At 72.1% G+C, this 22,424-nt stretch carries 13 protein-coding genes; 8 read left to right on the plus strand and 5 right to left on the minus strand.

Features of this window, described 5'->3' with window-relative positions; translation table 11 throughout:
* Positions 1-20 precede the first annotated feature (20 nt).
* Positions 21-1,001 carry a tripartite tricarboxylate transporter substrate binding protein gene (locus QTI20_RS02880; protein ID WP_286550394.1) on the plus strand — a complete coding sequence of 327 codons (981 nt, stop codon included), beginning with the start codon at positions 21-23 and terminating at the stop codon, positions 999-1,001.
* A gap of 44 nt (positions 1,002-1,045) precedes the next feature.
* Here QTI20_RS02880 and QTI20_RS02885 read toward each other — a convergent pair whose 3' ends face one another.
* Complete coding sequence (locus QTI20_RS02885) at positions 1,046-1,891, minus strand: IclR family transcriptional regulator (protein WP_286550393.1); 846 nt, start codon at positions 1,889-1,891, stop codon at positions 1,046-1,048.
* 154 nt (positions 1,892-2,045) lie between these two features.
* On the opposite strand from QTI20_RS02885, the gene QTI20_RS02890 reads away from it, so the two are divergent.
* Complete coding sequence (locus QTI20_RS02890; RefSeq protein WP_286550391.1) at positions 2,046-3,248, plus strand: iron-containing alcohol dehydrogenase; 1,203 nt, start codon at positions 2,046-2,048, stop codon at positions 3,246-3,248.
* Positions 3,249-3,257: 9 nt separating this feature from the next.
* Here QTI20_RS02890 and QTI20_RS02895 read toward each other — a convergent pair whose 3' ends face one another.
* From QTI20_RS02895 to QTI20_RS02905, 3 genes are all read right to left on the minus strand, one after another.
* Positions 3,258-3,389: a putative transporter small subunit gene (locus QTI20_RS02895; protein ID WP_286550389.1), complete on the minus strand. Its 132-nt coding sequence runs from the start codon at positions 3,387-3,389 to the stop codon at positions 3,258-3,260.
* 33 nt (positions 3,390-3,422) lie between these two features.
* Complete coding sequence (locus QTI20_RS02900; protein ID WP_286550387.1) at positions 3,423-5,087, minus strand: sodium:solute symporter family protein; 1,665 nt, start codon at positions 5,085-5,087, stop codon at positions 3,423-3,425.
* A 348-nt stretch (positions 5,088-5,435) separates the two neighbouring features.
* Positions 5,436-6,479: an alpha/beta fold hydrolase gene (locus QTI20_RS02905; protein WP_286550386.1), complete on the minus strand. Its 1,044-nt coding sequence runs from the start codon at positions 6,477-6,479 to the stop codon at positions 5,436-5,438.
* A 303-nt stretch (positions 6,480-6,782) separates the two neighbouring features.
* Here QTI20_RS02905 and QTI20_RS02910 point away from each other — a divergent pair, with 303 nt between their 5' ends.
* The 6 genes from QTI20_RS02910 (at position 6,783) to QTI20_RS02935 (ending at position 21,305) form a co-directional block, all read left to right on the plus strand.
* Entirely contained in the window at positions 6,783-7,466 is a 684-nt protein-coding gene (locus tag QTI20_RS02910; RefSeq protein WP_286550385.1) for an energy transducer TonB family protein, read from the plus strand.
* On the plus strand, positions 7,463-7,999 hold the full coding sequence (locus QTI20_RS02915) for an RNA polymerase sigma factor (protein ID WP_286550383.1): 537 nt from the start codon (positions 7,463-7,465) through the stop codon (positions 7,997-7,999). The genes QTI20_RS02910 and QTI20_RS02915 overlap by 4 nt, the downstream gene beginning before the upstream one ends.
* A complete protein-coding gene (locus tag QTI20_RS02920; protein WP_286550381.1) occupies positions 7,996-8,118 on the plus strand; it encodes a hypothetical protein in 123 nt (40 codons plus the stop codon). The genes QTI20_RS02915 and QTI20_RS02920 overlap by 4 nt, the downstream gene beginning before the upstream one ends.
* Entirely contained in the window at positions 8,115-9,125 is a 1,011-nt protein-coding gene (locus QTI20_RS02925) for a FecR family protein (protein ID WP_286550380.1), read from the plus strand. The genes QTI20_RS02920 and QTI20_RS02925 overlap by 4 nt, the downstream gene beginning before the upstream one ends.
* Before the next feature lie 142 nt (positions 9,126-9,267).
* The gene (locus tag QTI20_RS02930) at positions 9,268-20,649 is read left to right on the plus strand and encodes a filamentous hemagglutinin family protein (protein ID WP_286550379.1); all 11,382 of its coding nucleotides are present in this window, start codon (positions 9,268-9,270) and stop codon (positions 20,647-20,649) included.
* Positions 20,649-21,305 (plus strand): RNA polymerase sigma factor, encoded by a 657-nt coding sequence (locus QTI20_RS02935; protein ID WP_286550378.1) that lies wholly within the window; start codon positions 20,649-20,651, stop codon positions 21,303-21,305. Before QTI20_RS02930 ends, QTI20_RS02935 begins: the two co-directional genes overlap by 1 nt.
* On the opposite strand, the gene QTI20_RS02940 is transcribed toward QTI20_RS02935, so the two are convergent.
* The gene (locus QTI20_RS02940) at positions 21,275-22,414 is read right to left on the minus strand and encodes an acyl-CoA dehydrogenase family protein (RefSeq protein ID WP_286550377.1); all 1,140 of its coding nucleotides are present in this window, start codon (positions 22,412-22,414) and stop codon (positions 21,275-21,277) included. The two genes, QTI20_RS02935 and QTI20_RS02940, sit on opposite strands and share 31 nt — an antisense overlap.
* Positions 22,415-22,424: the final 10 nt, after the last annotated feature.

A 22,424-nucleotide genomic window follows, 5' to 3' on the forward strand; every position in this document is an offset into this window, starting at 1 on the left:
ACAAGGACGGAGACAAGACCATGAAGACACGACAGTTCCTCGCGGGCGGCCTGGCCGCCGCCGCCGTGGGCCTGCTGGGCGGGGCCTCGACGGCCATCGCGCAGGAGGCCTTCCCCGCGCGCCCGATCAAGGTCATGCTGGGCTTTCCGCCCGGTGGCTCGACCGACACGCCGATGCGCGTGCTGGCCGAGGACGCGGGCCGCATCCTCAAGCAGCCGGTGGTGATCGAGAACAAGCCCGGCGCGGCCGGCCTCATGCCCGCGCAGCTGCTGCAGTCGGCACCGGCCGACGGCTACACGGTGGGCGTGATCCCGGGCAACCTGTTCCGGCTGCCCTACACCGGGACCATGAACTGGAATCCGGCCACCGACATCACGTATGTGATCGGCCTCACGCAGTTCGTCTACGGCGTGGTGGTGCCGCCCAGCTCGCCCTTCAAGACCTGGGACGACCTGCTGGCCTATGCCAAGGCCAACCCCGGCCAGCTGACCTATGCGACCTCGGGCGCCTACCTCGCGCAGCACATCACGATGGAGCAGATCGCGCGCATCAAGAACGTGAAGTTCAACCACGTGCCCTACAAAGGGACGGCCGAGGCCCTGAACGCGGTGATGGGCGAGCATGTGATGGCCGCGGCCGACACCTCGGGCTGGGGCCAGGCGGTCGAGGCCGGGCGGCTGCGCTTGCTGGTGACCTTCAACGAGAAGCGCATGGCCAGGTTCCCCAACGTGCCGACGCTCAAGGACGTGGGCATCGACTTCCCGCCGCCCTCGGCCGCCTGGGGCCTGGCCGTGCCGAAGAACACGCCGCCGGCGGTGGTGCAGAAGCTGCACGACGCCTTCAAGCAGGCGATGGAGCTGCCGGGCTTCCGCAACGCGCTGGCCCAGTACTACATGGAGCCTTCGTACATGAGCCCGGCGCAGTACCAGCAGTTCGCCGCGGCCTCGGTCAAGCGCGAGAAGACGCTGCTCGACGAGATCGGCTTCGTGCGCGACAAGTAGGCCCGTCGCATGCGCCCGTCTGCACGGCGGGCGCTTTTTTTTCGTCAGCGCCGCGCGCCGAGCTGCTGCTCGATGCGGCGCACCGTCTCGATCACGCGCGGGCGGATCTCCTGCATGAAGCTCTCGCGCGACAGCAGCTGCGCCGGGCCGGCCGCGTTGATCACCATCACCGGCAGGCCCTGGCCCAGCTGCAGCGGCACCGCGATGCCGTGGATCTCCTTCTGCCATTCGCCGAAGGAGCTGCAGCAGCCGTGCTCGGCCAGGTCCGACACGCCCTGGCGGATGCCCTGGGCGATGCGCGGCCAGGAGGTCGGGTCCAGCGCCTCGATGCGTTCCTCCAGGCCCTGGCGCTCGCCGGGCGTCACGCCGGCCAGGTAGGCCCGGCCCATGGCCGTGGTCGCGAGCGGGATGCGCGAGCCGATGTCCAGCCGCAGCGTCACGATCGACTGCCCGCGGCAGACCTCGATGTAGAGCATCGACATGCCGTCGCGGATGCCCAGCGAGATCTGGCTGCCGGTGGCGTTGGCCAGGTCTTCCATCAGCGGCCGGCTGACCTCCTTGACGTCGAGCCGCGCCAGCGTGGTGCCGCCCAACGTGAGCGTGGCCATGCCCAGCCGGTAGCGGCCCGACTCCTCGACGTGGTGCAGGTAGCCCAGCTTGGTCAGCGTGTAGGTCAGCCGCGTGACGGTGGACTTGGGCAGCTTGCAGCGCTCCGACAGGTCCTGGTTGCCCAGCCGCTCCTCGCCCGACTTGAAGCAGCGCAGCACCTCGAGCCCGCGCGCCAGCGCGGTCACGAAATGGCGGTCTTCCTTGCCGTGGGCGCTGCCGGTGGCTTCGTCGTCGGGGTCTTCCTCGGCGTCGACGGGGGAGGGGGCCGATCTCTTGTTCATGGTGTGGTGCTGCACAGCGGTTTTTTAATCTGCCATGGAGGTACTCCGACCCCGCATGGTCCCTCTTGTCTCTTCAAACGACTCGATTGCAGAATTCTAGACTGCATTGCAAAACACTTGACCCTCGCTGACCCTTCCCACACAGGAGACCTTCATGCCCACCCTCACGCCCACCGGCATTCACAGCTTTCCCGCCATCGAGCGCGTGCGCTTCGGCCAGCCGGCCGCGGCGGCCGTGGCCATCGAAGCCGCCCAGGCCGGCGCGCAGCGCGTGTTCGTCATGGCCAGCCGCACGCTCAACACCCGCACCGAGGCGATCCGCGAGATCGAGGCCGCGCTGGGCGCGCGCCATGCGGGCACCTACGACGGCATGCCGCAGCACACCACGCGCAGCGGCGTGGCGCGCGCCGCGCTGGCGGCGCAGCAGGCCGGCGCCGACCTGGTCGTGGCGGTGGGCGGCGGCTCGGTGATCGACGGCGCGAAGATGGTCACGCTGTGCCTGCGCCACGGCATGACCGACGCGCACCTGGAGGCGCTCGACCGCTTCGAGGTCAAGCTGGGCGACGACGGCAAGCCGGTGCGGCCGGTGTTCGACGGCCCGACGGTGCGCATGGTCGCGGTGCCCAGCACGCTCAACGGCGGCGAGTTCAACGCGGGCTGCCTGGTGACCGACGAGCGCCGCAAGCACAAGCAGACCTTCTTCCACATCCACATGATGCCGCGCGCGATCGTGCTCGATCCTGCACTCACGCTGCACACGCCCGAGACGCTGTGGCTGGGCTCGGCCACGCGCGCGCTCGACCATGCGATCGAGGCGCTGCTGTCGGTCACGGCCACGCCGCTGGCCGATGCGGTGGTGCTCTCGGGCATCGCGCGCATGGCGGCGGTGCTGCCGAAGTGGCAGGCCGCGCCGCACGACCTCGCGCTGCGCGCCGAATGCCAGATCGCCTCCTGGCTGTGCTCCTACGGCCTGTCGAGCCGCGGTGCGCAGGGCGGCGTGATGATGGGGCCGAGCCATGCGATCGGCCATGTGCTGGGTGGCACCTGCGGCGTGCCGCACTACCACTGCACGCCGGTGCTGATGCCGGCCGTGCTGCGCTGGAGCGAGGGCGCCACCGCCGACCGGCAGCGGCTGCTCGCGCAGGCGCTGGGCCAGCCCGGGCTGTCGGCCAGCGAGGCCTTCGCGCGGCTGGTCGCGTCGCTGGGCCTGCCGGCCAACCTGCGCGCGGTGGGCGTGGACCAAAGCCGCTTCGACGAGATCGCGAAGATCAGCATGCACGAGATCTTCACGCGCGGGAACGCGCGCCAGATCACCACGCCGGCCGACGTGCGCGAGATCCTCGCGCTCGCGGCCTGAGCGCGGGGCTCAGACCAGTTCGGTGCCTTCGCGTCTGGCGGCGCGCATGTCGCGGTACAGCGCGACGCACAGCACGATCAGCACGAGGGTGGCGATCACGGGCCATACCAGCACGTAGGCGGTCAGGGCAAGAGTGGACATGGATGCTCTCCTTGAGGATGGGTATGCGGGCGCTCAGTGGGTCTGGAACGCGACCACGCGTTCGCCGATCGAATCGAAGTCGAAGCGCTTCCTGGCGCTCAAGCTCAGGCCCACGCAGACCAGCGTGCTCACGCCGTAGGCCGTGAGCGAGCTCAGCAGCACCGGGTAGTCGCGCAGGAAGCCCACGGCGAAGGGCGCGAACACCACGGCCGTGAGCAGGCCCAGCACGCAACCGGTGGTGCGGCCGAAGAAGCCGAAGCTCATCAGGCCGATCACCACGCCGCCGCCGATGGCCGCGCAGAGTTCGAACAGCGTGCCGACCGCGCCCTGCATGGGCAGCAGCTCGAAGCGCGCGACCAGGAACATCGCGAAGGCCGCGATCACCGCGCCGGTGAAGGCCTTGTTGGTCACGCGGTCCCAGAACAGGCTCGCGATCACCGGGAACACGATGGCGCCCCACAGCGCGCCGACGAAGATCAGCATGGTCAGGATGTCGAGCTTCATGCTCGCGAAGATCACGCCGACCGCGGTCGCGACGACCATGGTGAGGCGGCCGATCCACAGCATCAGCGTGGGGTCGGGCTTGCCGCGCGCGAGGTTCTTGCCGTAGACGTCGGTCATCACGATCGCCGACAGCGCCGAGAGGTCGGAGTCCGCGGTGGACGACAGCGAGCCGATCACCATGATGAAGAACAGGCCGATGGCGAAGGGCGGCAGGTAGGTCGCGGCCATCTGCGGGATCAGGTTGTTGAGGTCGCCCTCGAGCGGCTGCACGCCGGCCAGCAGTGCCAGGAAGCCCAGCATGCCCAGGCCGATCACGATCGAGGCATAGCCGATGGTGGCGGTGATGAAGGTCGGCTTGATCAGGTCCTCGCGCACCGCGAACAGGCGCTGCGCGATGGTCTGGTTGCCGATCGCGTAGGCCAGCACGGCCACGAAGAAGGGCGCGCCCTGTTCCAGCGCCGCGGTCCTGGAGAAGAAGTCGCCTTGCTCTCCCGTGAGGCGCGGCATGCCTTCGGCGAACAGCCCGGGGCCGCCGAGCTGGAAGAAGATCATCGGGATGATGATCACGGCCGCGAGGATCATCGCCATCAGCTGGCCGAAGTCGGTCAGCACCGAGGAGCGGAAGCCCGACCACAGCGTGTACGAGAGCACGCCCACGCCCGCGATCAGCACGCCGTGGATGAAGCTCAGCGGCGACAGCACGTCGACCAGCGCACCGGCCGCGGTGAAGTTCACCATCAGGCTGATGCCGCTGCCCAGAATGTTGGAGCCGGCCAGGATCATCTGGCTCGAGCGGCCGTGGCGCGCATGCATGATCTCGCCCAGCGTGTGGGCCTTGGGCGCGAGCTGGCGGAAGCGCTTGCCGAAGGGGTAGATGAACAGGATCATCAAGGCGCCCCACAGGCCGTAGTGCAGCGCGCCCGACAGCCCGTACTTGTAGCCCGAGCTCGCGGCCGCGTAGAAGGAGGCGGCCCAGATCCAGGTGGCGGTCATGCTGGCGGCCGACATGCCGAAGCCGATCGTGTTGTTGGACACCATGTAGCCGTCGACGCTCTCCTTCTTCTTGCCGATGCGCAAGGACATCAGGAAGGTGAGGCCGTAGAAGGCCAGCATCAGCAGGATGACGGTGGTGGTGGACAGTTGGAACAAGAAAGCGTCTCCTTCTTTCGCCGCACACGCCGCGACGCGACGCATGGCCGCGGTGCGGCATGGCGTTGTGGCGACCCCGGTCCTCCTGCACTCGGGCAGGTCATGGTCGAGCGCATGCTCGAAGGGTCACGTACAAAAGAAAAGACTGACAGGGGACGCGCGCGAAGAACAACGCGATTCGACGTCCGGTGTGCGCACGCGCACGTGCATGCGGGTGCGCAACCCTGCAGCCACGTACCGGCAGCGCCGGAGAGTGTTGCGCGCACCTGCGGGTGCCGCGTGAGTGGGTAAGCGAATGAAAGTCTAGCATCCGCCTGCACCGGGCAGCCTGCTTTAACCCTACGCCAGCGTTCGGCCCTTGCGCTGCGGGCCGACCTGGCGTAGTCGTCTGGATCAGAGGCGGTCGGCGTCGATCACCGCCTGCGCGAAGGCCTGCGGTGCTTCCTGCGGCAGGTTGTGGCCGATGCCACCGGTGAGCGTGCGGTGCGCGTACTGGCCCGTGAACTTGCTGCGGTAGGCCGAGGGATCGAGGAAGGGCGCGCCGTTGGCATCGCCTTCCAGCGTGATCGTGGGCACGCCGATCGCGGGTGCCGTCGACAGCCGCTGCTCGATGGCGTCGTAGCGCGGCTCACCCGGTGCCAGGCTCAGGCGCCAGCGGTAGTTGTGCAGCACGATCGCCACGTGGTCGGGGTTGTCGAGCGATGCGGCGCTGCGCTCGAAGGTTGCGGCATCGAAGCGCCACTTCGGCGATGCGCTCTCCCAGATCAGCTTCGCGAACTCGCGCCGGTACTGCGTGTAGCCGGCGGCGCCGCGCGCGGTCGTGAAGTAGTACTGGTACCACCAGTCGAACTCGGCCTTGGGCGGCAAGGGGCGCTTGCCGGCCTCGAGGTTGGTCATGAGGTAGCCGCTCACCGAGACCAGCGAGCGGCAGCGCTCGGGCCACACCACGGCCATGATGCAGGCGGTGCGCGCGCCCCAGTCGAAGCCGGCGATGCTCGCGCGTTCGATCTTCAGCGCGTCCATCAGCGCCAGGATGTCGAGCGCCACGGCCGACTGCTGCGCGTTGCGCAGCGTGCTGTCGGAAAGAAAGCGCGTGCTGCCGTGGCCACGCAGGTGCGGCACGATCACGCGGTAGCCCGCGGCCGCGAGCAGCGGCGCGGCGTCGACGAAGCTGTGGATGTCGTAGGGCCAGCCATGCAGCAGGAGGGCCACCGGCCCGTCGGCCGGGCCGAGCTCGGCATAGCCGATGTTCAGCAGGCCGGCATCGATCTGCCGGATCGACGCGAAGGCCGTGTGGCCGCCGCTTCGGCCCGCGGCCGGGACGGCTTCAGTGGCCTGTGCGTGGGCACCGGCCACGAGGCCCAGTTGCGCGGCGGCGAGCGTGGCGGCGGCCGTGCCGAAGAAGTGGCGGCGTTGGGGGTCGAGGGGGGCGGACATCGGTTTTCTCCAGGGCGTTTGCGATGGAGACAGTGGGCCCGCGCGATGTATCCGGGGTGTGTTCGGATCGGGCCGATTTGCATGCCCGTGTGGCTCCGGGGTGCGCAGAGACACTGCGATACAGAAAGCCGGCGGCCGGCGGCCTGTCAAGAAACGGTCATTCGGCACGGCGAGCATTGCAGGTTTGGATTCACCTCCGGCCGCTTTGTCGCGTTCATTCACTTCCTTCTTCCCGCCGCTGCTGCAGCCCGCCTGCCGGCAGGCGGGCGCGCGCGCCGCCGGCGGAAGAGGGTGGCCGGCCGCATGCGCCGGCACGCCGTGACGCCGGCCTGGGCGCGCGCGCTCGTGGCCGTGTGCTGCGTGGCGGGCGCCCAGGGCGTCGCGTCGGCCGACACCGCCGAGGGGCTGTTCGACTTCGACCTGGCCAGCCAGCCGCTGGCCTCGGCCCTGCGGGTCTATGCGACCACGGTCCGTCGCCCCTCGGTCTTCCGCAGCGAGATGGTGGCCGGCAGGACCTCGAGCGCATTGCACGGCCGCTATTCGGCGGAGGCCGCGCTCGCGCTGCTGCTGGCCGGCACCGGCCTGGCGGTCGAGACCGTCGATTCGGGCGGCATCCAGGCCCAGGTGCTGGTGGCCGCGCCGATGGCGGCGCTGGCGCTGCGGCCGTCGGGCCTGTCGCTGGGCGACTACGCGGGCCTGCTGCAGGCGGGCGTGTGGTCCGGCTTCTGCGAGGACGCGCGCACCGCGCCCGGCGCCTACCGCGCGCTGCTGCGTTTCCAGGTCGACGGCGCGGGACAGGTGCAGCGGCCTCGGCTGCTGGGCCCTTCCGGCGATGCGCTGCGCGATGCGGCGCTGCTGGAGGTGCTGCAGCGCGTGCGCATGGCACAGGCGCCGCCGCCGGACTTCCCGCAGCCCGTGACCCTGCTCATCGAACCGCACCGCGCGCACGGCGGCCCGCGCTGCACCGACGGGCTCGCCGGGCCATGACCGACAACGCCCATCCGGCCCTGTCCGACTACCTGAGCCGGCACTACGCGCGGCTCAAGCTGCGCGTGGCCCGGCTGCTGGGCAGCGAGGACCTCGCGGGCGACGCACTGCAGGACACCTGGCTGCGGCTGCAGGGCCAGCCGGACGAGGCCGCGCCGATCCGCAGCCCGACAGGCTACCTGATCCGCGTCGCGGTCAACATCGCGGTCGACATCCAGCGCCGGCAGAGCCGCTCGGCCTCGGTAGAGGAGATCGAGGCCTTCATCGATCCGGCGCCCGGCCCGGCGCAGACCGCCGAGGCGCGCTCCGATCTCCAGGCGATGCTCGCGTTGCTCGAGCGGCTGCCGGAGCGCCGCCGCCAGGTCTTCCTGCTGGTGCACCTGGACGGCCTGCCGCACAAGGAGGTCGCGCAGGCGCTGGGGATCTCGATGCGCACGGTGGCCTACGAGTTGAAGAGCGCGCACGAGACCCTGCACCAGGGCCTGCAGCAAGGGGCCGGTCCGCGCCGGGCGAGGCCCATGGAAAATTCATGATCGAAAAAGTTTGCAGTTTCGGCGTGCGCCATTCGTCCTTCCTGGATATGGCCCTGCTTGCACCCCCTCGCGACACCTCGGCGTGCCGCGCCGCGCGCGGCCGGTGGGCGATCGCATGAACACCGCCTTGCCATCCGACGCGCTCGATGCGGGCGCCGCCGAGCGCCTGCAGGCGCAGGCCTGGGTCTGGCTGCGGCTGCTGCATTCGGGCCGGGCGCGGGTGCACGACCTCGACGGCCTGCGGCGCTGGTTGCGTGCCGCGCCCGCGCACCAGGCGGCCTTCGACGAGGCCAAGCAGCAGTGGGCCGCGCTCGCGCCCCTGTCGCGCGAGGCTCTGCGCGTCGACGCCGGCCTGGCGCAACGGCACGCCCAGCTGCGCGCGGCCCGGCCGGCGCGCACCCGCGGCACGCCGGGCCGGCGCGCCTTCCTGGGCATGGCCGGCGCGGGCGCGCTGGCCGGCCTGGTCGGCGTCGCGCTGGTGCATCCGCCGGCCGAGCTGTGGCCCGCGGCCGGCGAATGGGGCGCCGACCTGCGCACCGCCACCGGGGAGCAGCGCACGGTGACGCTCGAAGGGCGGGTCGGGCTGATGCTCAACACCCGCACCAGCGTGCGCCTGCGCGGCACCGGCATCGACCTGCTGGCCGGCGAGGCGGCGATCGACCTGCGGGCCAGCGCGCAGCCCTTCGGCGTGGTGGCCGGCGCGGGCCGCAGCGTGGCCGAGGGGGGCCGCTTCGAGGTGCGCCACCTCGACGGCCGCGTCTGCGTGACCTGCATCGAGGGCCAGGTGCGCATCGCGCATCCCGCGGCCGAACGCCGGCTGCGCGCGCGGCAGCAGGCCGTGTACACGGCCGATGCCATGGGGAACGCGGTCGACATCGATGCGGCGGACGCCACCGCCTGGCAGAAGGGCGAGCTGGTCTTCAACGAGACGCCGCTGTACGAAGTCATCGCCGAGATCAACCGCTACCGCCCGGGCCGCATCGTGCTGATGAACACGCAGCTGCGTGACAGGCCCGTGACCGGCAGCTTCTTCACCGCCTCGCTGGACGAGGCACTGCTCCAGCTGCGCCACGGTTTCGGCCTGCAGGCGCGGACGCTGGTGGGTGGGCTGGTCGTCCTGAGCTGAGGGCTGCGCTGCACGCGCGCCGCAGCCTTCGTCTCTTCGGTCGGAATTATTTTTGCAGTCGACCGGGGGCGTCGTTCGTCCTTTCGGTATCGGAGCCTGCATGGCGCCGCGAGACCGACCTCCACCTTCGACTGGACACCCGATGAGCAGACGCGAACCCCAGGCCCCCACGACCCCGCGCACGCCGCGCGCACCGCACCGATCGCAACGCAGGCTGGCGCCGATCGCGCGGGCGATCGCCGTCGTGCTGGCCACGGGCGGCGTGCTCGCCGATGCCCACGCGCAGCGCGCGCTGGGCGCGGCCTGGCTGGCGCAGAAGAACGTGATCCAGGGCACGGCGCAGGCCACCGGCCGGCTGCCCAACGGCCAGCCGGTGTCGAGCCTCACGAACCCCACGCAGCAGCGCGACAACGCGCAGATGCAGCGCTCGCTCGACAACCTCAACCTCGCCGCACGCGGCATCGCGGCGCAGCAGGCGGCCCAGGAAGCGGCGCGGCTGGCGGCGTTGAATAGCACGGCCACGGTGCCCGATGGCCTCGTGGACGGTGGCCTCAAGGTCGACACGAACAGCCTCACGGCCGGCTGGCTCAACGCCAAGGCGCCGGTGCAGAACACCGCGGGTGGCCGCACGGTGGTGGGCATCGAGCAGACCGACGAAAAGGCGATCCTCAACTGGGAAAGCTTCAACGTGGGCCGGAACACCACGGTGAAGTTCGACCAGAAGGGCGGCGCGAAGGCCGACGGCACCAACGGCTGGATCGCGCTCAACCGCATCAACGACCCCAGTGGCAAGCCGAGCCAGATCGCCGGGCAGATCCAGGCCGACGGCGCGGTCTACATCGTCAACCGCAACGGCATCGTCTTCAACGGCAGCGCGCAGGTCAACACGCGTTCGCTGGTGGCGAGTTCGCTGGCGCTGAGCGACAAGCAGTTCAAGCTCGGCATCAACAAGTCGCAGTACTTCGACGATGCCTACCAGGGCCAGGCCGATGCGTTCGCGATCCCGCAGTTCGGCCTCTTCACGGCCGAGCGTCCGGACATCAACCTGGGCTTCGTCAAGGGCGTGGATGGCGCGCCCGACACGCTGGGCGGCGTGGCGCGCTTCGATCCGGGCGCGGCGCCCGGCGCGGTGCAGGTGCAGGCCGGCGCGCAACTGGCCGTCGAGGCGGGCGGCAAGATCATGCTGTTCGCGCCCAAGGTCCACAACGCGGGCACGGTGTCCGCACCCGACGGCCAGGTGATCCTGGCGGCCGGCGAGAACGTGCACATCAACACCTCCAAGCTGGGCGACAAGAACGGCGTGCGCGGCCTGGAAGTCGCGGTCTCGGCCGTGCCGGGCTGGGCCTTCGCCTGGACGCACATGGAGAACGCGCTGTCCAGCAATCCGGTGCAATGGAACCGCGAATTCGTGCAGGGCCTGCGCGACGCGGTGCTGCCGGGCATGGCGGCCCGCACCGCCGCCATCGGCTACGACGTGAGCAACAGCGGCATCGTGCAGTCCGAGCGCGGCAACATCACGCTGCAGGCGCAGGACATCCACCAGAACGGCGTGCTGACGGCGAGCACCGCGCTCAACAACCGCAACGGCTCCATCCTGCTGCGCGCCTGGGGGCAGGGCACGCACGCCTACCAGAACAGCGACAACCACGACATCCTGATCAACTGGCTGGCCGGCACGCTGACGCTGGGCGAAGGCAGCGTGACCCGGGTCATGCCCGACGCCAGCGACACCAGCCTGATCGAGACCACCGCGCTGGCCACCCGCTACCAGCCGGGCCGCATCGCGCTCTACGGCCAGCTGATCGACCTGCGGCCGCGCGCCGGCGTGCTCGCGCCCTCGGGCACGATCGAGATCGAGTCGGCGGTCAACCCGCTCTACACGCAGCTGCCGGGCTACCGCCCCGGCAGCTTCGGCGACGGCAGCCGCGTCTACCTGGACGCCGGCGCCTACGTCAGCGTGGCCGGCATCCAGGGCGCGGCCGTGGACATGTCGCGCAACTTCGTCGAGGCCGAGCTGCGCATCAACGAACTGCGCGATTCGCCGCTGCTGCTCGATTCCTGGGTGCGCGGCAAGAAGGTCATGGTCGACCGCCGGGCCTCGGGCGTGTTCACCGACGGCCCGATGGCCGGCGTCGAATGGGTCAAGAACAGCGCCGGCGTGATGGTGCCGGGCGCCTGGGCCGGCACGCCGATCGGCGACGTCACCGGCTGGGTCGGCGTCGGCATGACCGACATGAAGGAGCTCTCGACCGATGCGGGCCGGATCACCGTGCGCGCCGGCGGCGAGTTCATCTCGCGCACCGGCTCGCTGTTCGACGTCTCGGGTGGATCGGTGCGCTACAGCGACGGCCTGAACACCGCGACCAAGCTGATGGGCGCGGACGGCCGCGTCTATGCCATGGACAAGGCCTTCTCCGACCGCGACTACACCGGCATCGCCGGGCGCTACACCCAGGTGCACCAGCGCTGGGGCGTGTCGGAGGCCTTCGTCTCGCCGCTGATCGGCCGCAACGCGATCGAGGCGGGCTACACCGAAGGCCGCAACGCCGGCTCGGTCGTGCTCTTCGCCGGCAAGGGCTTCGTGCTCGAAGGCGACTATGCGGGCGGCGTGGTGGTCGGCGAGCGCCAGCAGAAGCAGCCCTCGAAGAACGGCGGCGGCCGGCTCGAGTTCGGCGGCGGCAGCGTCGAGGACCGGCCCTGGTCGCTGGGCGACCTGGTCGTCAGCCATGACCCGCACCGGCTCTCGGCCGACTTCCGTTCCACCTCGGTGCTGGGCGCCGACTTCATCGCCGCGCCGCGCCCGGGCCGCAACGAGGAGCCGGGCAAGCTGAGCTACATCCTCGACGACACGCTGAGCCGGTCGCGCATGGGCTCGATCACCTTCCACATGCGGCGCGACTTCACGCTCGCCGAAGGCGCGGTGCTCGACATGGCGCCGGGTGCCAGCCTGATGATCAACGAGTTCGAGAACTCGACCAACACCGTCGCCATCGACGGCACGCTGCGCGCGCCCGGCGGCAACATCAGCGCGCTGGCGGCGACGGGCACGCTGCGCATCGGCGCGCAGGGCCGCTTCGACACCGGCGGCCAGTGGATCAACACCTGGCTCGACGGCGTACAGCCCGCGCGCTGGGCCATGGACGGGGGCAGCATCCTGCTGTCGGCCAAGGACTTCGAGGTCGACAGCCGCGCCGTGCTCGACGTCTCGGGCGGCGGACGGGTCGACACCGGCGCCCGCGGCCTGCCGACGCTGCGGGTCGGCCAGGCCGGCCTGATCACGCTCGACGGCGTGGACGGGCGCACCGACCTGGGCGCGCTCGACATGCGCGCGCTGGCGGCGGGCTCCGCCGGCCGGCTCGCGATCAGCACCGGCGCGGTGGTGCAGATCGGCGGCGAGCGCGACGACCCGGCCCGCCTCTGGCTGCCGGAAACGCTCTACACCGAACGCGGCTTCGGCGTGGTGAGCATCGCGGGCCGGGCCGACATCGGCGTGGCCGACGGCGCCGTGCTCAGCCTGGTGCCGTTCAGCCTGGACACCGGCGGCTTCGACCACCGCCTGCTGGCCAGCGGCGCCCGCCTGGCCGATGCCGCGCCGGCCGTGCGGCTGCCGGCCGCGCAGCGCTTCGCACGCAAGCCGTCGGAGCTGAGCCTGAGCAACACCTCGAGCCGGATCACGATCGGCGCCGGCGCATCGGTCGGCGTCGACACCGGCGGCCGCATCCAGCTCAAGGCCGAAGGCGGCGCCGTCACGGTGCAGGGCACGCTCAGCGCGCCGGCCGGCGCGATCACGGTCGAGGCGGGGCAGGTCACGCTCGAGGCCGATGCGCAGCTGCTGGCGCGCGGCGCCGCGCTGATCGCCCCCGATGCCAAGGGCCGGCTGAGCGGCCGGGTGCTGGATGGCGGGCGCATCGAGCTGGTCGGCGGCATGGCGGACCTGGCCAGCGTGGCGCTGCAGGCCGGCTCGCTGGTCGACGTCTCGGGCAGCAGCGGCCAGGTCGACAGCCCCGCGGCCGGCCGCTTCGGTGGCGAGGCCGCCGGCACGCCGCTGCTGCGGTTGGACAGCGACGGCGGCAGCATCCGCGTGCAGGGCGCGCTCGCGCTCGACGGCCGCCTGGTGGGCCATGCGGGCGGGGCCTCCGCCAGCGGCGGTGCGCTGACCCTGACCGACAGCGGCGTGAAGCCGGCGGGCGGCATCACCGTGCCCACGCGCCTCTACTACCGCGACAAGGCCGGCGTGATCCGCAACGGCCTCTACACCACGCTGGACCTGGACATCTTCGACGAGTACGGCACCGCGCCGCTGCGGCTCACGGCCGCCATGCGCACGGCCCTGACCAACCTGTCGCCGGTGCAGGCCAGCGGCATGCTGATCGACGACGGGGGGAGCGGCGGTGGCGGCGTGACCGTGCAGAAGCCGTGGGAAGCCAACCCGGTGCTGGACGCCCGCGTGGTCCAGCTGCTCAACACCCACTTCTTCTCGAACGCCACGGCGACGCAGAGGATCCAGATCGGCGACGTGCAGGTCTCGGCCAGTTCGCATGTCTCGCAGAAGTCGCTGGCCGACGGCGGCTTCGCCGACCTCTCGCTCAACGGCAAGGTGTCGCTGAACAACGTGCAGCTGCAGGCGGGCCGTTCGATCGCCATCGGTGGCACGCTGAGCGGCCTGAACGGCAGCAGCGCCAGCCTCAGCGCGCCGCACCTGATGCTCGGCGGCATCGGCGGCGGCGCGACCCCGGCCGCCAACACCGCGCAGTCGGGCGGGCAGCTCACGCTCAAGGGCCAGCTGATCGACATCCAGGGCAGTAACGCGCCCGGCGCGGGCATGCGCATTGGCGGCTTCGCGCGCACGGTGATCGAGGGGCAGGACCTGCGCTTCATCGGCGAGTTCCCGGCGCAGTTCTCGGGCGCGCTCAACACCGACATCACGCTCGGCGTCGACGGCGACCTGGTGGTGCGCGCCGGCCAGGTCTATCCCTCGACCGGCATGACCGGCATCCTGCGCGCCGGCGATTCGATCACCGTCGAGCGCTTCGGCGAGGCCGGCCCCGCGCCCCTGTCGGCCGGCGGCACGCTGCGCCTCGAAGCGCCGGTGATCGCGCAGAACGGCGTGCTGCGCGCACCCTTCGGCCAGATCGAGCTGCTCGCCACCCAGCACCTGACGCTGGGCGCGGGAAGCCTGAGCTCGGTCTCGGGCGCGGGCCTGAACGTGCCCTACGGCAGCCTGATCAACAACGAGCATTGGCAGGACCCGCGCAAGGCGCCGAACACGGTGACGCCGTCCGAGGGCGCGCTGGTCGCGCCGCCCGAGAAGCGCATTACGCTCAAGGCGCCGGACGTCGGCCTGGCCGCGGGCGCGGTGCTCGACATCAGCGGCGGCGGCGACCTGTTCGCGGCCGAGTTCGTGCCGGGCCCGGGCGGCTCGCACGACGTGCTCAACGTGCCCGGCATGTACGCCGTGCTGCCCGGCTACGGCAGCGCGGCGCCGGTGGCCGGTGCGCCGGCGAGCCGGCGCGTCTGGCTGGCCGGCAGCCCCGGCCTCGCGGCCGGCTGGTACACGCTGCTGCCGGCCCGCTACGCGCTGCTGCCCGGCGCCTTCGCGGTGCAGGACAACGGCCGCGCCTGGCTGGGCACGGCGGCCCGGGCCTCGACCCAGCCCGACGGCAGCCATGTGGTGCAGGGCCGGGCCGGCGACGCGCTGGGCCCGGTGAGCGACGCGCCCGCCACCGGCTGGCGCGTGATGTCGGGCGCGACGCTGCGCCAGTACACCGAGTACAACGAGGCCGCGTCGAACGCCTTCTTCTCGTCCGAGGCCTTCAAGCTCACGCAGTACCGCCTGACCGGCCGCGACATCGTCACGCCCCGGCTGGCGCGCGACGGCGGCGCGGTGGTGTTCGACGCCACCGCCAGCCTGGTGCTGGACGGCAGCCTGAAGTCCGCGCCCGACACGGGCGGACGCGGCGGCCTGGTCGACATCGCCGGCCAGAAGATCGCCATCGTCGGCCGCGGCCTGGATGCGGCCGACCTGCGCGCCGACGGCTACCTGGTCATCGACGCGGCGAGCCTGTCGAACTTCGGCGCCGGCAGCCTGCTGGTGGGCGGCAAGCGCAGCGGCAACCCGCAGGGCCTCGGGCTCGAGGTCACGGCCACCGACATCGTGGTGCGCAACGGCGCCGGCTCGGCGCTGCGCGGGCCGGAGATCATCCTGGCGGCCAGCGAGCAGGTCGGCATCGACAGCGGCAGCGTGCTGCGCGCCGTCGGCACGGTCTCGCCCGGCGGCGGGAAGCTGGTCGTCAAGCCGCGCGTGGCAGCGGTCTACACCGACCCCGACGGCAACCTCGACGACAACAACGACGGCGTGATCGACGCCAAGGACACCAAGGACGACGTGCTGACCAGCCCGGCGCGCGACCACGGCGCGCTGGTCCGCCTGTCGAACGGCGACGCCACCACCGTGCTGCGCGAAGGGGTGGACACCACCACCGGCGGGCGGGTGCGCATCGGCGAAGGCGCGGTGCTGCAGGGCGGCGCCTCGCTGCTGATCGACGCGACCCGCACGACCGAGCTGGCGGGCTCGGCCCGGCTCTCGGCCGAGCGGCTGTCGGTGGCGGCCGGCCGCATCAGCTTCGGCGGCGGCAGCGAAGGCATGCTGCTGGACACGGCCACGCTGGCGCAGCTGTCGAACGCCAAGGCGCTCACGCTGCGCAGCTACTCGAGCTTCGACTTCTACCGCTCGCTCGACCTCGGCGCCGCCGGCCTGGCCGCGCTGACCTTCGACGGCGCGACCTTCGCCAGCCGCGCGCCGGGCGACGTGAGGATCCAGGGCGACACCGTGACCCTGGCCAACAGCGGCGGCGCGGCCGCCGTCGATCCCGCGCAGGCCGGCGGCGCCTTCGTCCTCGACACCCGCACGCTGGTGCTGGGCGGCGGCGACAAGGCCTTCGCCGGCTTCGGCCGCATCGAGCTGGCCGCGCGCGAGCAGGTCGTCGGCGAAGGCAAGGGCAGCCTGTCGGGCGCGAGCGCGCTGACGCTGCGCACGCCGCTGCTGACCGGCCGCGGCGGCGCGGTGCAGTCGATCGCCACCACCGGCGACCTGCAGGTGCTGGCGTCGGCTTCGTCCGGCACGGCGGCGGCGGCCCCGCAGGACAGCCTGGGCTCGCGCCTGTCGCTGAGCGGGCGCAACGTGTTGTTCGCCAGCCAGGCGCTGGCGCTGGGCGGCAGCATCGAACTCGGCGCCACCGGCGGCAGCGTGGTGGTGGCCGACGGCGCGCGGCTCGACGTGGGCGGCTTCGCCAAGAACTTCTTCGACGTCGCCGATTTCGCCGACGCGGGCCGCATCAGCCTCTCGGCCCTGGGCGGCGACGTGCGCCTGGCCGCCGGCAGCCGCCTCAACCTGGCCGCGCACCGGGACGGCGGCAGCGCCGGCACGCTGAGCCTGGCCGCCTCGGGCGGCGGCACGGTGGTGCTCGACGGCGCCATCGCCGCGCAGGCCGGCGCCGGTGGCAAGGCCGGCGGCTTCGCGCTGGACATCGCCGCGCTGCCGGACTTCGCGGGCTTCAGCCAGCGGCTCAACGACGCGGGCTTCAACCGCTCGCGCCAGTTCCGCATCCGCCAGGGCGACGTCGCGCTGGGCGGCCTCACCACGGTGGAGGACTTCGTGCTGACGGCCGACCAGGGCCGCGTCGACATCAGCGGCAGCATCGATGCGCGCGCGGCCTATGGCGGCGCGGTGCGCATCACCGGCGGCAACGGCGTCGCCATGCAGGCCGGCGCGCAGCTGCGGGCCGGCGCCACCGGCGAACTGGGCAGCGGGCGGGTCACGCTCGACGCCGCCGGCGGATCGCTGGACCTGCAGGGCGGCCTGATCGACGTGGCGGGCGCGGACGGCGGCAAGGTGCGCCTGCGCGCGCGGCAGAGCGCCGACCACCGGGACCTGCAGGTCACGGCGCTGCGCACCGCGATCCAGGGCGCGCGTTCGGCGGTGCTCGAAGGCGTGCGCGGCTACGACGTGGCCGACTACGACGGCCGCAGCGTCGACGCGGTGAAGGCCGATGCGGTCGCCGACGCCGTGCGCTTCGCCGCCCTGGCGCCGGCGCTGGCCGCGCGCCTGGGCCGCGGCGACATCGCCATCGCCGCCGGCATCGAGATCGCCAGCGCCGGCGACCTGGTGATGAACGGCGACTGGAACCTGTTCCGCGATTTCGCCGCCAGCCGCGAAGGCAGCCTGACGCTGCGCGCCGGCGGCAACCTGCTGTTGAACGGCCACCTGAGCGACGGCTTCGACCAGGCCGGGCGCGATGGCGTGCTGCAGGACGCCGCCTCCTGGGACCTGCGCCTGGTCGCCGGCGCCGACCTCGCCTCGGCCGACCGGCTCGCGCTCCGGCCGCTGGCGGGCCTGGCGGCGGGCACGGGCTCGGTCGTCGTCGGCACGGCCAACACCAGCAGCGACCCGGCGGTCGACAACGGCGCCGGCAAGCTGCTGCGCACCGGCACCGGCGACCTCACGGTCCGCGCCGGCCGCGACTTCACGCTGGCACACAAGGATTCGGTGGCCTACACCGCCGGCCGCAAGGACACGATGACCTGGGCCGACTTCACGACCGCGCGCGCCGACGCCACCTACGGCGTGGCCGGCGGCCACCTCGACCTGGCCGCGCAGGGCGACATCGGCGCGCAGGCCTCGGGCCAGCGCTACACCGAGTGGCTCAACCGCCAGGGCATGCTGAACCAGGACGGCTACTTCGGCGAGTACTCGATCCGCTCCGGCACCCGGCCGGACGGCAGCTACGGCCCGATCGTCGAGGGCCCCGCCCAGTCGAGCTGGTGGGTCAACTACGGCGAGTTCCGCCAGGGCGTGGGCGCGCTGGGTGGGGGCAACGTGAAGGTCAGCGCGGGCGGCGACCTGCGCGACCTCGGCGTGATGCTGACGACCCACCTCCGGCTGCGCGGTGGCCTGCGCCCGGGCGCGGCGATGGCGCAGGAGATGCGCAACGGCGGCCTGATGACGGTCGATGCCGGCGGCGCGATCCGCGGCGGCCAGTACTACGTGGCACGCGGCGCGGCCGAGCTGCGCGCCAACGAGACCGCGACCGGCCACGGCATCCAGGTCCGGCGCAGCAGCGGCAGCACCACGCAGGACGTGGTCGGCGACTTCGCGCTGGCGCCGGTGCTCTCGCTGGGCGATGCCACGCTCAGCCTGCGCACGGCCGGCCACCTGCTCTTGCAGGCGGTCATCGACCCCCTGCTGGTGCGCTACGGCGACGGCTACAACGCGTCCGGCAACCAGAACGACTACCAGGCCTACATGAGCGGCTACACCGGCCGCAGCGCGCTGCGGCTGTCGTCCACCGGCGGCGACCTGACGCTGGTCAACCAGGCGGAGTTCGCCTTCAGGGACGTCGCGCTGCAGGGCGCGACCACCACCCAGGATGGGCTGGTCGGCAAGGGCGCCAACCGCTTCCCGGCGATCACGCAGGCGACCGCGATGAACGGCTCGCTGGAGATCCAGGGGCCGATGTTCGTCATGCCCGGCACCACCAACGACGTGCGGCTGCTGGCGCAGAAGGACGTGTTCTTCAACAACCGGAACTACAGCCTGATCCGAGCCCTCGCCGGCAACACCCGCTACAACGCGACCTACAACAACGAGCCCTACGCCGAGATCATCATGTCGTACGCGACGCCGGAGATGATGCCGTCGGCCTTCGCGCCGCTGGGCAACTTCCGCCAGGTCAACCTCGACGCGCTGCTGCGCAACGTGCAGGGGCCCAGCGTCGACATCGGCGCCTTCCCCGGCGGCCGCTACAGCGAGCTCAAGAATCCGGAGGTGCTGCCGCTGGCCGGCGACCGCGAGCCCAGCCGCGTCTACGCCTCGCAGGGTTCGGTGCTGGGCCTGGACATGATGGCCAGCGAGCAGACCTGGACCCGCGCCGGCACCGACATCCGCGGCCTGCGCATGAGCGGGCGCAACAACCATGCCGACGACGTGACTCTGCTGGAGGCCGGCAACGACATCCTCGCGATGACGCCGCTGCGCCCGCGCGGCGGCAGCGGCGTCGTGATGCAGGGCGCGGGCACGCTGCTGCTGACGGCCGGGCGCGACGTGTATGCCGACGACGTGCAGATCCGCAGCGTCGGCAACCAGCTCTTCGACGGCGCCAACCGCCCCTTGCCCGACACCCGGGTCAAGGGCCTGCCCGACCAGGGCGCGGCGATCACCGTGATGGCCGGCATGAACCACGCCGCCGGCTACGAGGCTTTCGCCAGTGCCTACCTCGATCCGGCGCAGGTCGCGGCCATGCCCGAGCACCTCAAGGCCCGCGCGGCCGACGGCCGCATGCTGCCGATCTACCTGACCGACCAGGTCGAGCGCCGCGCGAATGGCCAGGAGAAGACGGTGCGCCGCGGCCTGGTCTCGTACATGAAGGACATGACCGGCGAGACGCTGGACCCGCTGGCCGCCTGGTCGCGTTTCCAGACCCTGCAGCCGCTGGCCCGCGAGCAGTTCCTGCGCCAGGTCTACCTGCTCGAGCTGCGCGAGGCCGGCCGCGACCAGAACGAGCCGGGCACCGGCGGCCTGCCGCGCAACGGCGGCTACAACCGCGGCTACGCGGCGATCGCCACGCTGTTCCCGGGCGACCAGTGGAAGGGCGACGTGGCGGCCAACAAGCTGATGCTGCGCACCATGGCCGGCGGCGACATCGACGTGCTCACGCCAGGCGGCGGCCTGCAGGTGGCGGCGCTGGGCGCGACCGTGCCCGACGGCTACGGCCTGGTCACGCTGGCCTCGGGCCACATCAATGTCTTCGCCAGGGAGGACGTGACGGTCAACCGCTCGCGCATCCTGTCCTTCGTGCCGGCGGCGACGCAGCAGGGCAGCGACCAGATCATCTGGTCGACGGTGGGCGACATCGACGCGGGCCGGGGCTCGAAGACGGTGCGCGTGCCGTCCGGCCCGGACATCGGCACCGACGTCGACGGCAACACCACGGTGCGCGAGCGTTCCGACATGAGCGGCAGCGGCATCGGCACCGTGGGGGACGGCGACGTCGACCTGGTCGCGCCGCTGGGCACGGTCAATGCGGGCGACGCCGGCCTGCGGGTGGCGGGCAACCTCAACATCGCGGCGCTGCAGGTGCTCAATGCCGACAACATCCAGGTCAAGGGCGAGATCAAGGGCCTGCCGGTGATCGCGGCGGTGAACATCGGCGCGCTGACCAACGCCAGCGCGGCGGCCTCGCAGGCGGCGGCCGCGGCGCAGGAGGTGCTGCAGCGCGAGCGCGCGGCGGCGCGCCAGACCCTGCCCTCGGTGTTCACCGTGCGGGTGCTGGGCTTCGGCGGCGAACCCGCGGCGCCGGGCGCCCAGGGCGCGCCCACCTCGGGCCCACCCGCGCCCCGGCCCGCGAACCGCGCGGCCTACGACCGTTCGAAGATGGTGCAGATCGTCGGCCTGGGCGCCGACATGGACGCCGCCGGCTGGCAGCGCCTGACCGAGGCCGAGCGCCGCAGCGTGCAGCAGGACCGGTGATGCACGGCCTCACGGTGGAACCCATGGCGGAGCGCGGCGACGCCGCCGTCCCGGCCCTGCCGGGCCTGCCGCTGCGCGAGGTGCTGGTGCGCCACTACGCCACGCTGCACCGGCGCCTGACGCGGCAGCTGCGCTGCCCCGAGTTCGCGGCCGAGTGCCTGCACGAGCTCTGGCTCGGCCTGGGCGAGGCCGTGGCCGATGCGCTGGACCGGCCCGAGGCCTACGTCTACCGCGCGGCTTCCAACCTCGCGATGGACCGCCTGCGCACGCGCAGCCTGTGGCAGTACGTGGACGAGAGCGAGGCCTCCGAGCTCGCGGACCTGTCGCCCGGGCCGGCCCAGCTCACGGAGATGCGCTCGGAGATCGCGGCCATCGACCAGGCCTTCCAGCAGCTGCCGCGGCGCCACCGCGCGGTGCTGGTGGCGATCCGCGTCGATGCCTGCAGCCGCAGCGAGGTGGCGGCGCATTTCGGCATCTCGCTGCGCACCGTCGACACGGTGCTGCGCCAGTCGCTGGACCACTGCGCGCAGCAGACCGGGCTGCGCATCGCGGGCGGCGTGAGCGCGCCGCGCCGCGGCCTGGCCCCGCGCCGCCGGATGCATCCAGCGGCGGCGGCCACGGTCTGTCAGGCCGCCTGCGCCCCGAGCGCGATGTAGCGCGCCAGGTGATGGTCCTCGTCGCCCAGCTGGTGGTCGATCATGACCAGCCGCTTGGCGTAGTGGGCCAGCGGCAGTTCCCAGGTCATGCCGATGCCGCCGTGCATCTGGATGCTCTCCTCGGCCACCAGCGTGCCGACGCGGCCGATGGTGAACTTGGCGGCCGACAGCGCGCGTTCGCGCGTCGTGCGGTCGGCGTCGTCGAGCGCGGCCGCGGCGTTGATCACGGCCGAGCGGGCCTGCTCGATCTCCAGCAGCAGCTGCGCCATGCGGTGCTGCAGCGCCTGGAAGCTGCCGATGGGCACGCCGAACTGCTTGCGCGTGCGCAGGTACTCCAGCGTGGCCTGGCGCGCCGCGTCCATCGCGCCCAGCGATTCGGCGCACAGCGCGAGCAGGCCGCGGCCCACCGCATGCTCGAGCAGTGCGAAGCCTTCGCCTTCGGTGCCCAGCAGCGCCTCGGCGCCCAGCACCACGTTGTCGAACGTGAGCTCTGCGGCCCGGCCGCCGTCCACGCGCGGGTAGCCGCGCAGCGCCAGGCCCGCGCTGTCGCGCGGCACCAGGAACAGCGAGAGGCCGGCCTCGTCGGCCTGTTCGCCGGCGGTGCGCGCGCTCACCAGGAACAGTTCGGCCTGCTCGCCCTGCAGCACCACGGCCTTGGCGCCGTCGAGGCGCCAGCCCTCGCCGCTGCGGCGCGCGGTGGTGGCGACGTTCGCGAGTTCGTAATGGGAGCCGGGCTCGTCGTGCGCCAGCGCGGCCACGGTGCGGCCTTCGATCACCGCGTCCAGCAGCGGCTTGTGCGCCGTGCCGCCGGCCCGCGCGATCGCGCTGCCCACCACCAGCGCGCCCAGGAAGGGCTCGACCACCAGGCCGCGGCCCAGGCTCTCGAAGACCACGGCGATGTCGAAGCCGTCGCCGCCGAAGCCGCCCTCGGCCTCGCCGAACAGCGCGCACAGCGCGCCGAGTTCGGCGAAGCGCTGCCAGAGCTCGGTGCTGAAGCCGCGCGTCGACTGCGCGATGTGGTCGCGCGTGGCGAAGCCGTACTGCTCGGCCACGAAGCGGTCCAGCGTTTCCGCCAGCATGCGGCGTTCTTCGGTGTGTTCGAAGTTCATGGTGTGGCGC

Source organism: Variovorax sp. J2P1-31, assembly GCF_030317215.1.
Taxonomy (GTDB): Bacteria; Pseudomonadota; Gammaproteobacteria; order Burkholderiales; family Burkholderiaceae_C; genus Variovorax.

What these genes read in the sequence shown, in the direction of transcription:
- QTI20_RS02880 (WP_286550394.1), top strand. Translation starts at nt 21, where the DNA reads ATGAAGACACGACAGTTCCTCGCGGGCGGCCTGGCCGCCGCCGCCGTG.
- QTI20_RS02885 (WP_286550393.1), bottom strand. Translation starts at nt 1,891, where the DNA reads ATGAACAAGAGATCGGCCCCCTCCCCCGTCGACGCCGAGGAAGACCCC.
- QTI20_RS02890 (WP_286550391.1), top strand. Translation starts at nt 2,046, where the DNA reads ATGCCCACCCTCACGCCCACCGGCATTCACAGCTTTCCCGCCATCGAG.
- QTI20_RS02895 (WP_286550389.1), bottom strand. Translation starts at nt 3,389, where the DNA reads ATGTCCACTCTTGCCCTGACCGCCTACGTGCTGGTATGGCCCGTGATC.
- QTI20_RS02900 (WP_286550387.1), bottom strand. Translation starts at nt 5,087, where the DNA reads ATGCGTCGCGTCGCGGCGTGTGCGGCGAAAGAAGGAGACGCTTTCTTG.
- QTI20_RS02905 (WP_286550386.1), bottom strand. Translation starts at nt 6,479, where the DNA reads ATGTCCGCCCCCCTCGACCCCCAACGCCGCCACTTCTTCGGCACGGCC.
- QTI20_RS02910 (WP_286550385.1), top strand. Translation starts at nt 6,783, where the DNA reads ATGCGCCGGCACGCCGTGACGCCGGCCTGGGCGCGCGCGCTCGTGGCC.
- QTI20_RS02915 (WP_286550383.1), top strand. Translation starts at nt 7,463, where the DNA reads ATGACCGACAACGCCCATCCGGCCCTGTCCGACTACCTGAGCCGGCAC.
- QTI20_RS02920 (WP_286550381.1), top strand. Translation starts at nt 7,996, where the DNA reads ATGATCGAAAAAGTTTGCAGTTTCGGCGTGCGCCATTCGTCCTTCCTG.
- QTI20_RS02925 (WP_286550380.1), top strand. Translation starts at nt 8,115, where the DNA reads ATGAACACCGCCTTGCCATCCGACGCGCTCGATGCGGGCGCCGCCGAG.
- QTI20_RS02930 (WP_286550379.1), top strand. Translation starts at nt 9,268, where the DNA reads ATGAGCAGACGCGAACCCCAGGCCCCCACGACCCCGCGCACGCCGCGC.
- QTI20_RS02935 (WP_286550378.1), top strand. Translation starts at nt 20,649, where the DNA reads ATGCACGGCCTCACGGTGGAACCCATGGCGGAGCGCGGCGACGCCGCC.
- QTI20_RS02940 (WP_286550377.1), bottom strand. Translation starts at nt 22,414, where the DNA reads ATGAACTTCGAACACACCGAAGAACGCCGCATGCTGGCGGAAACGCTG.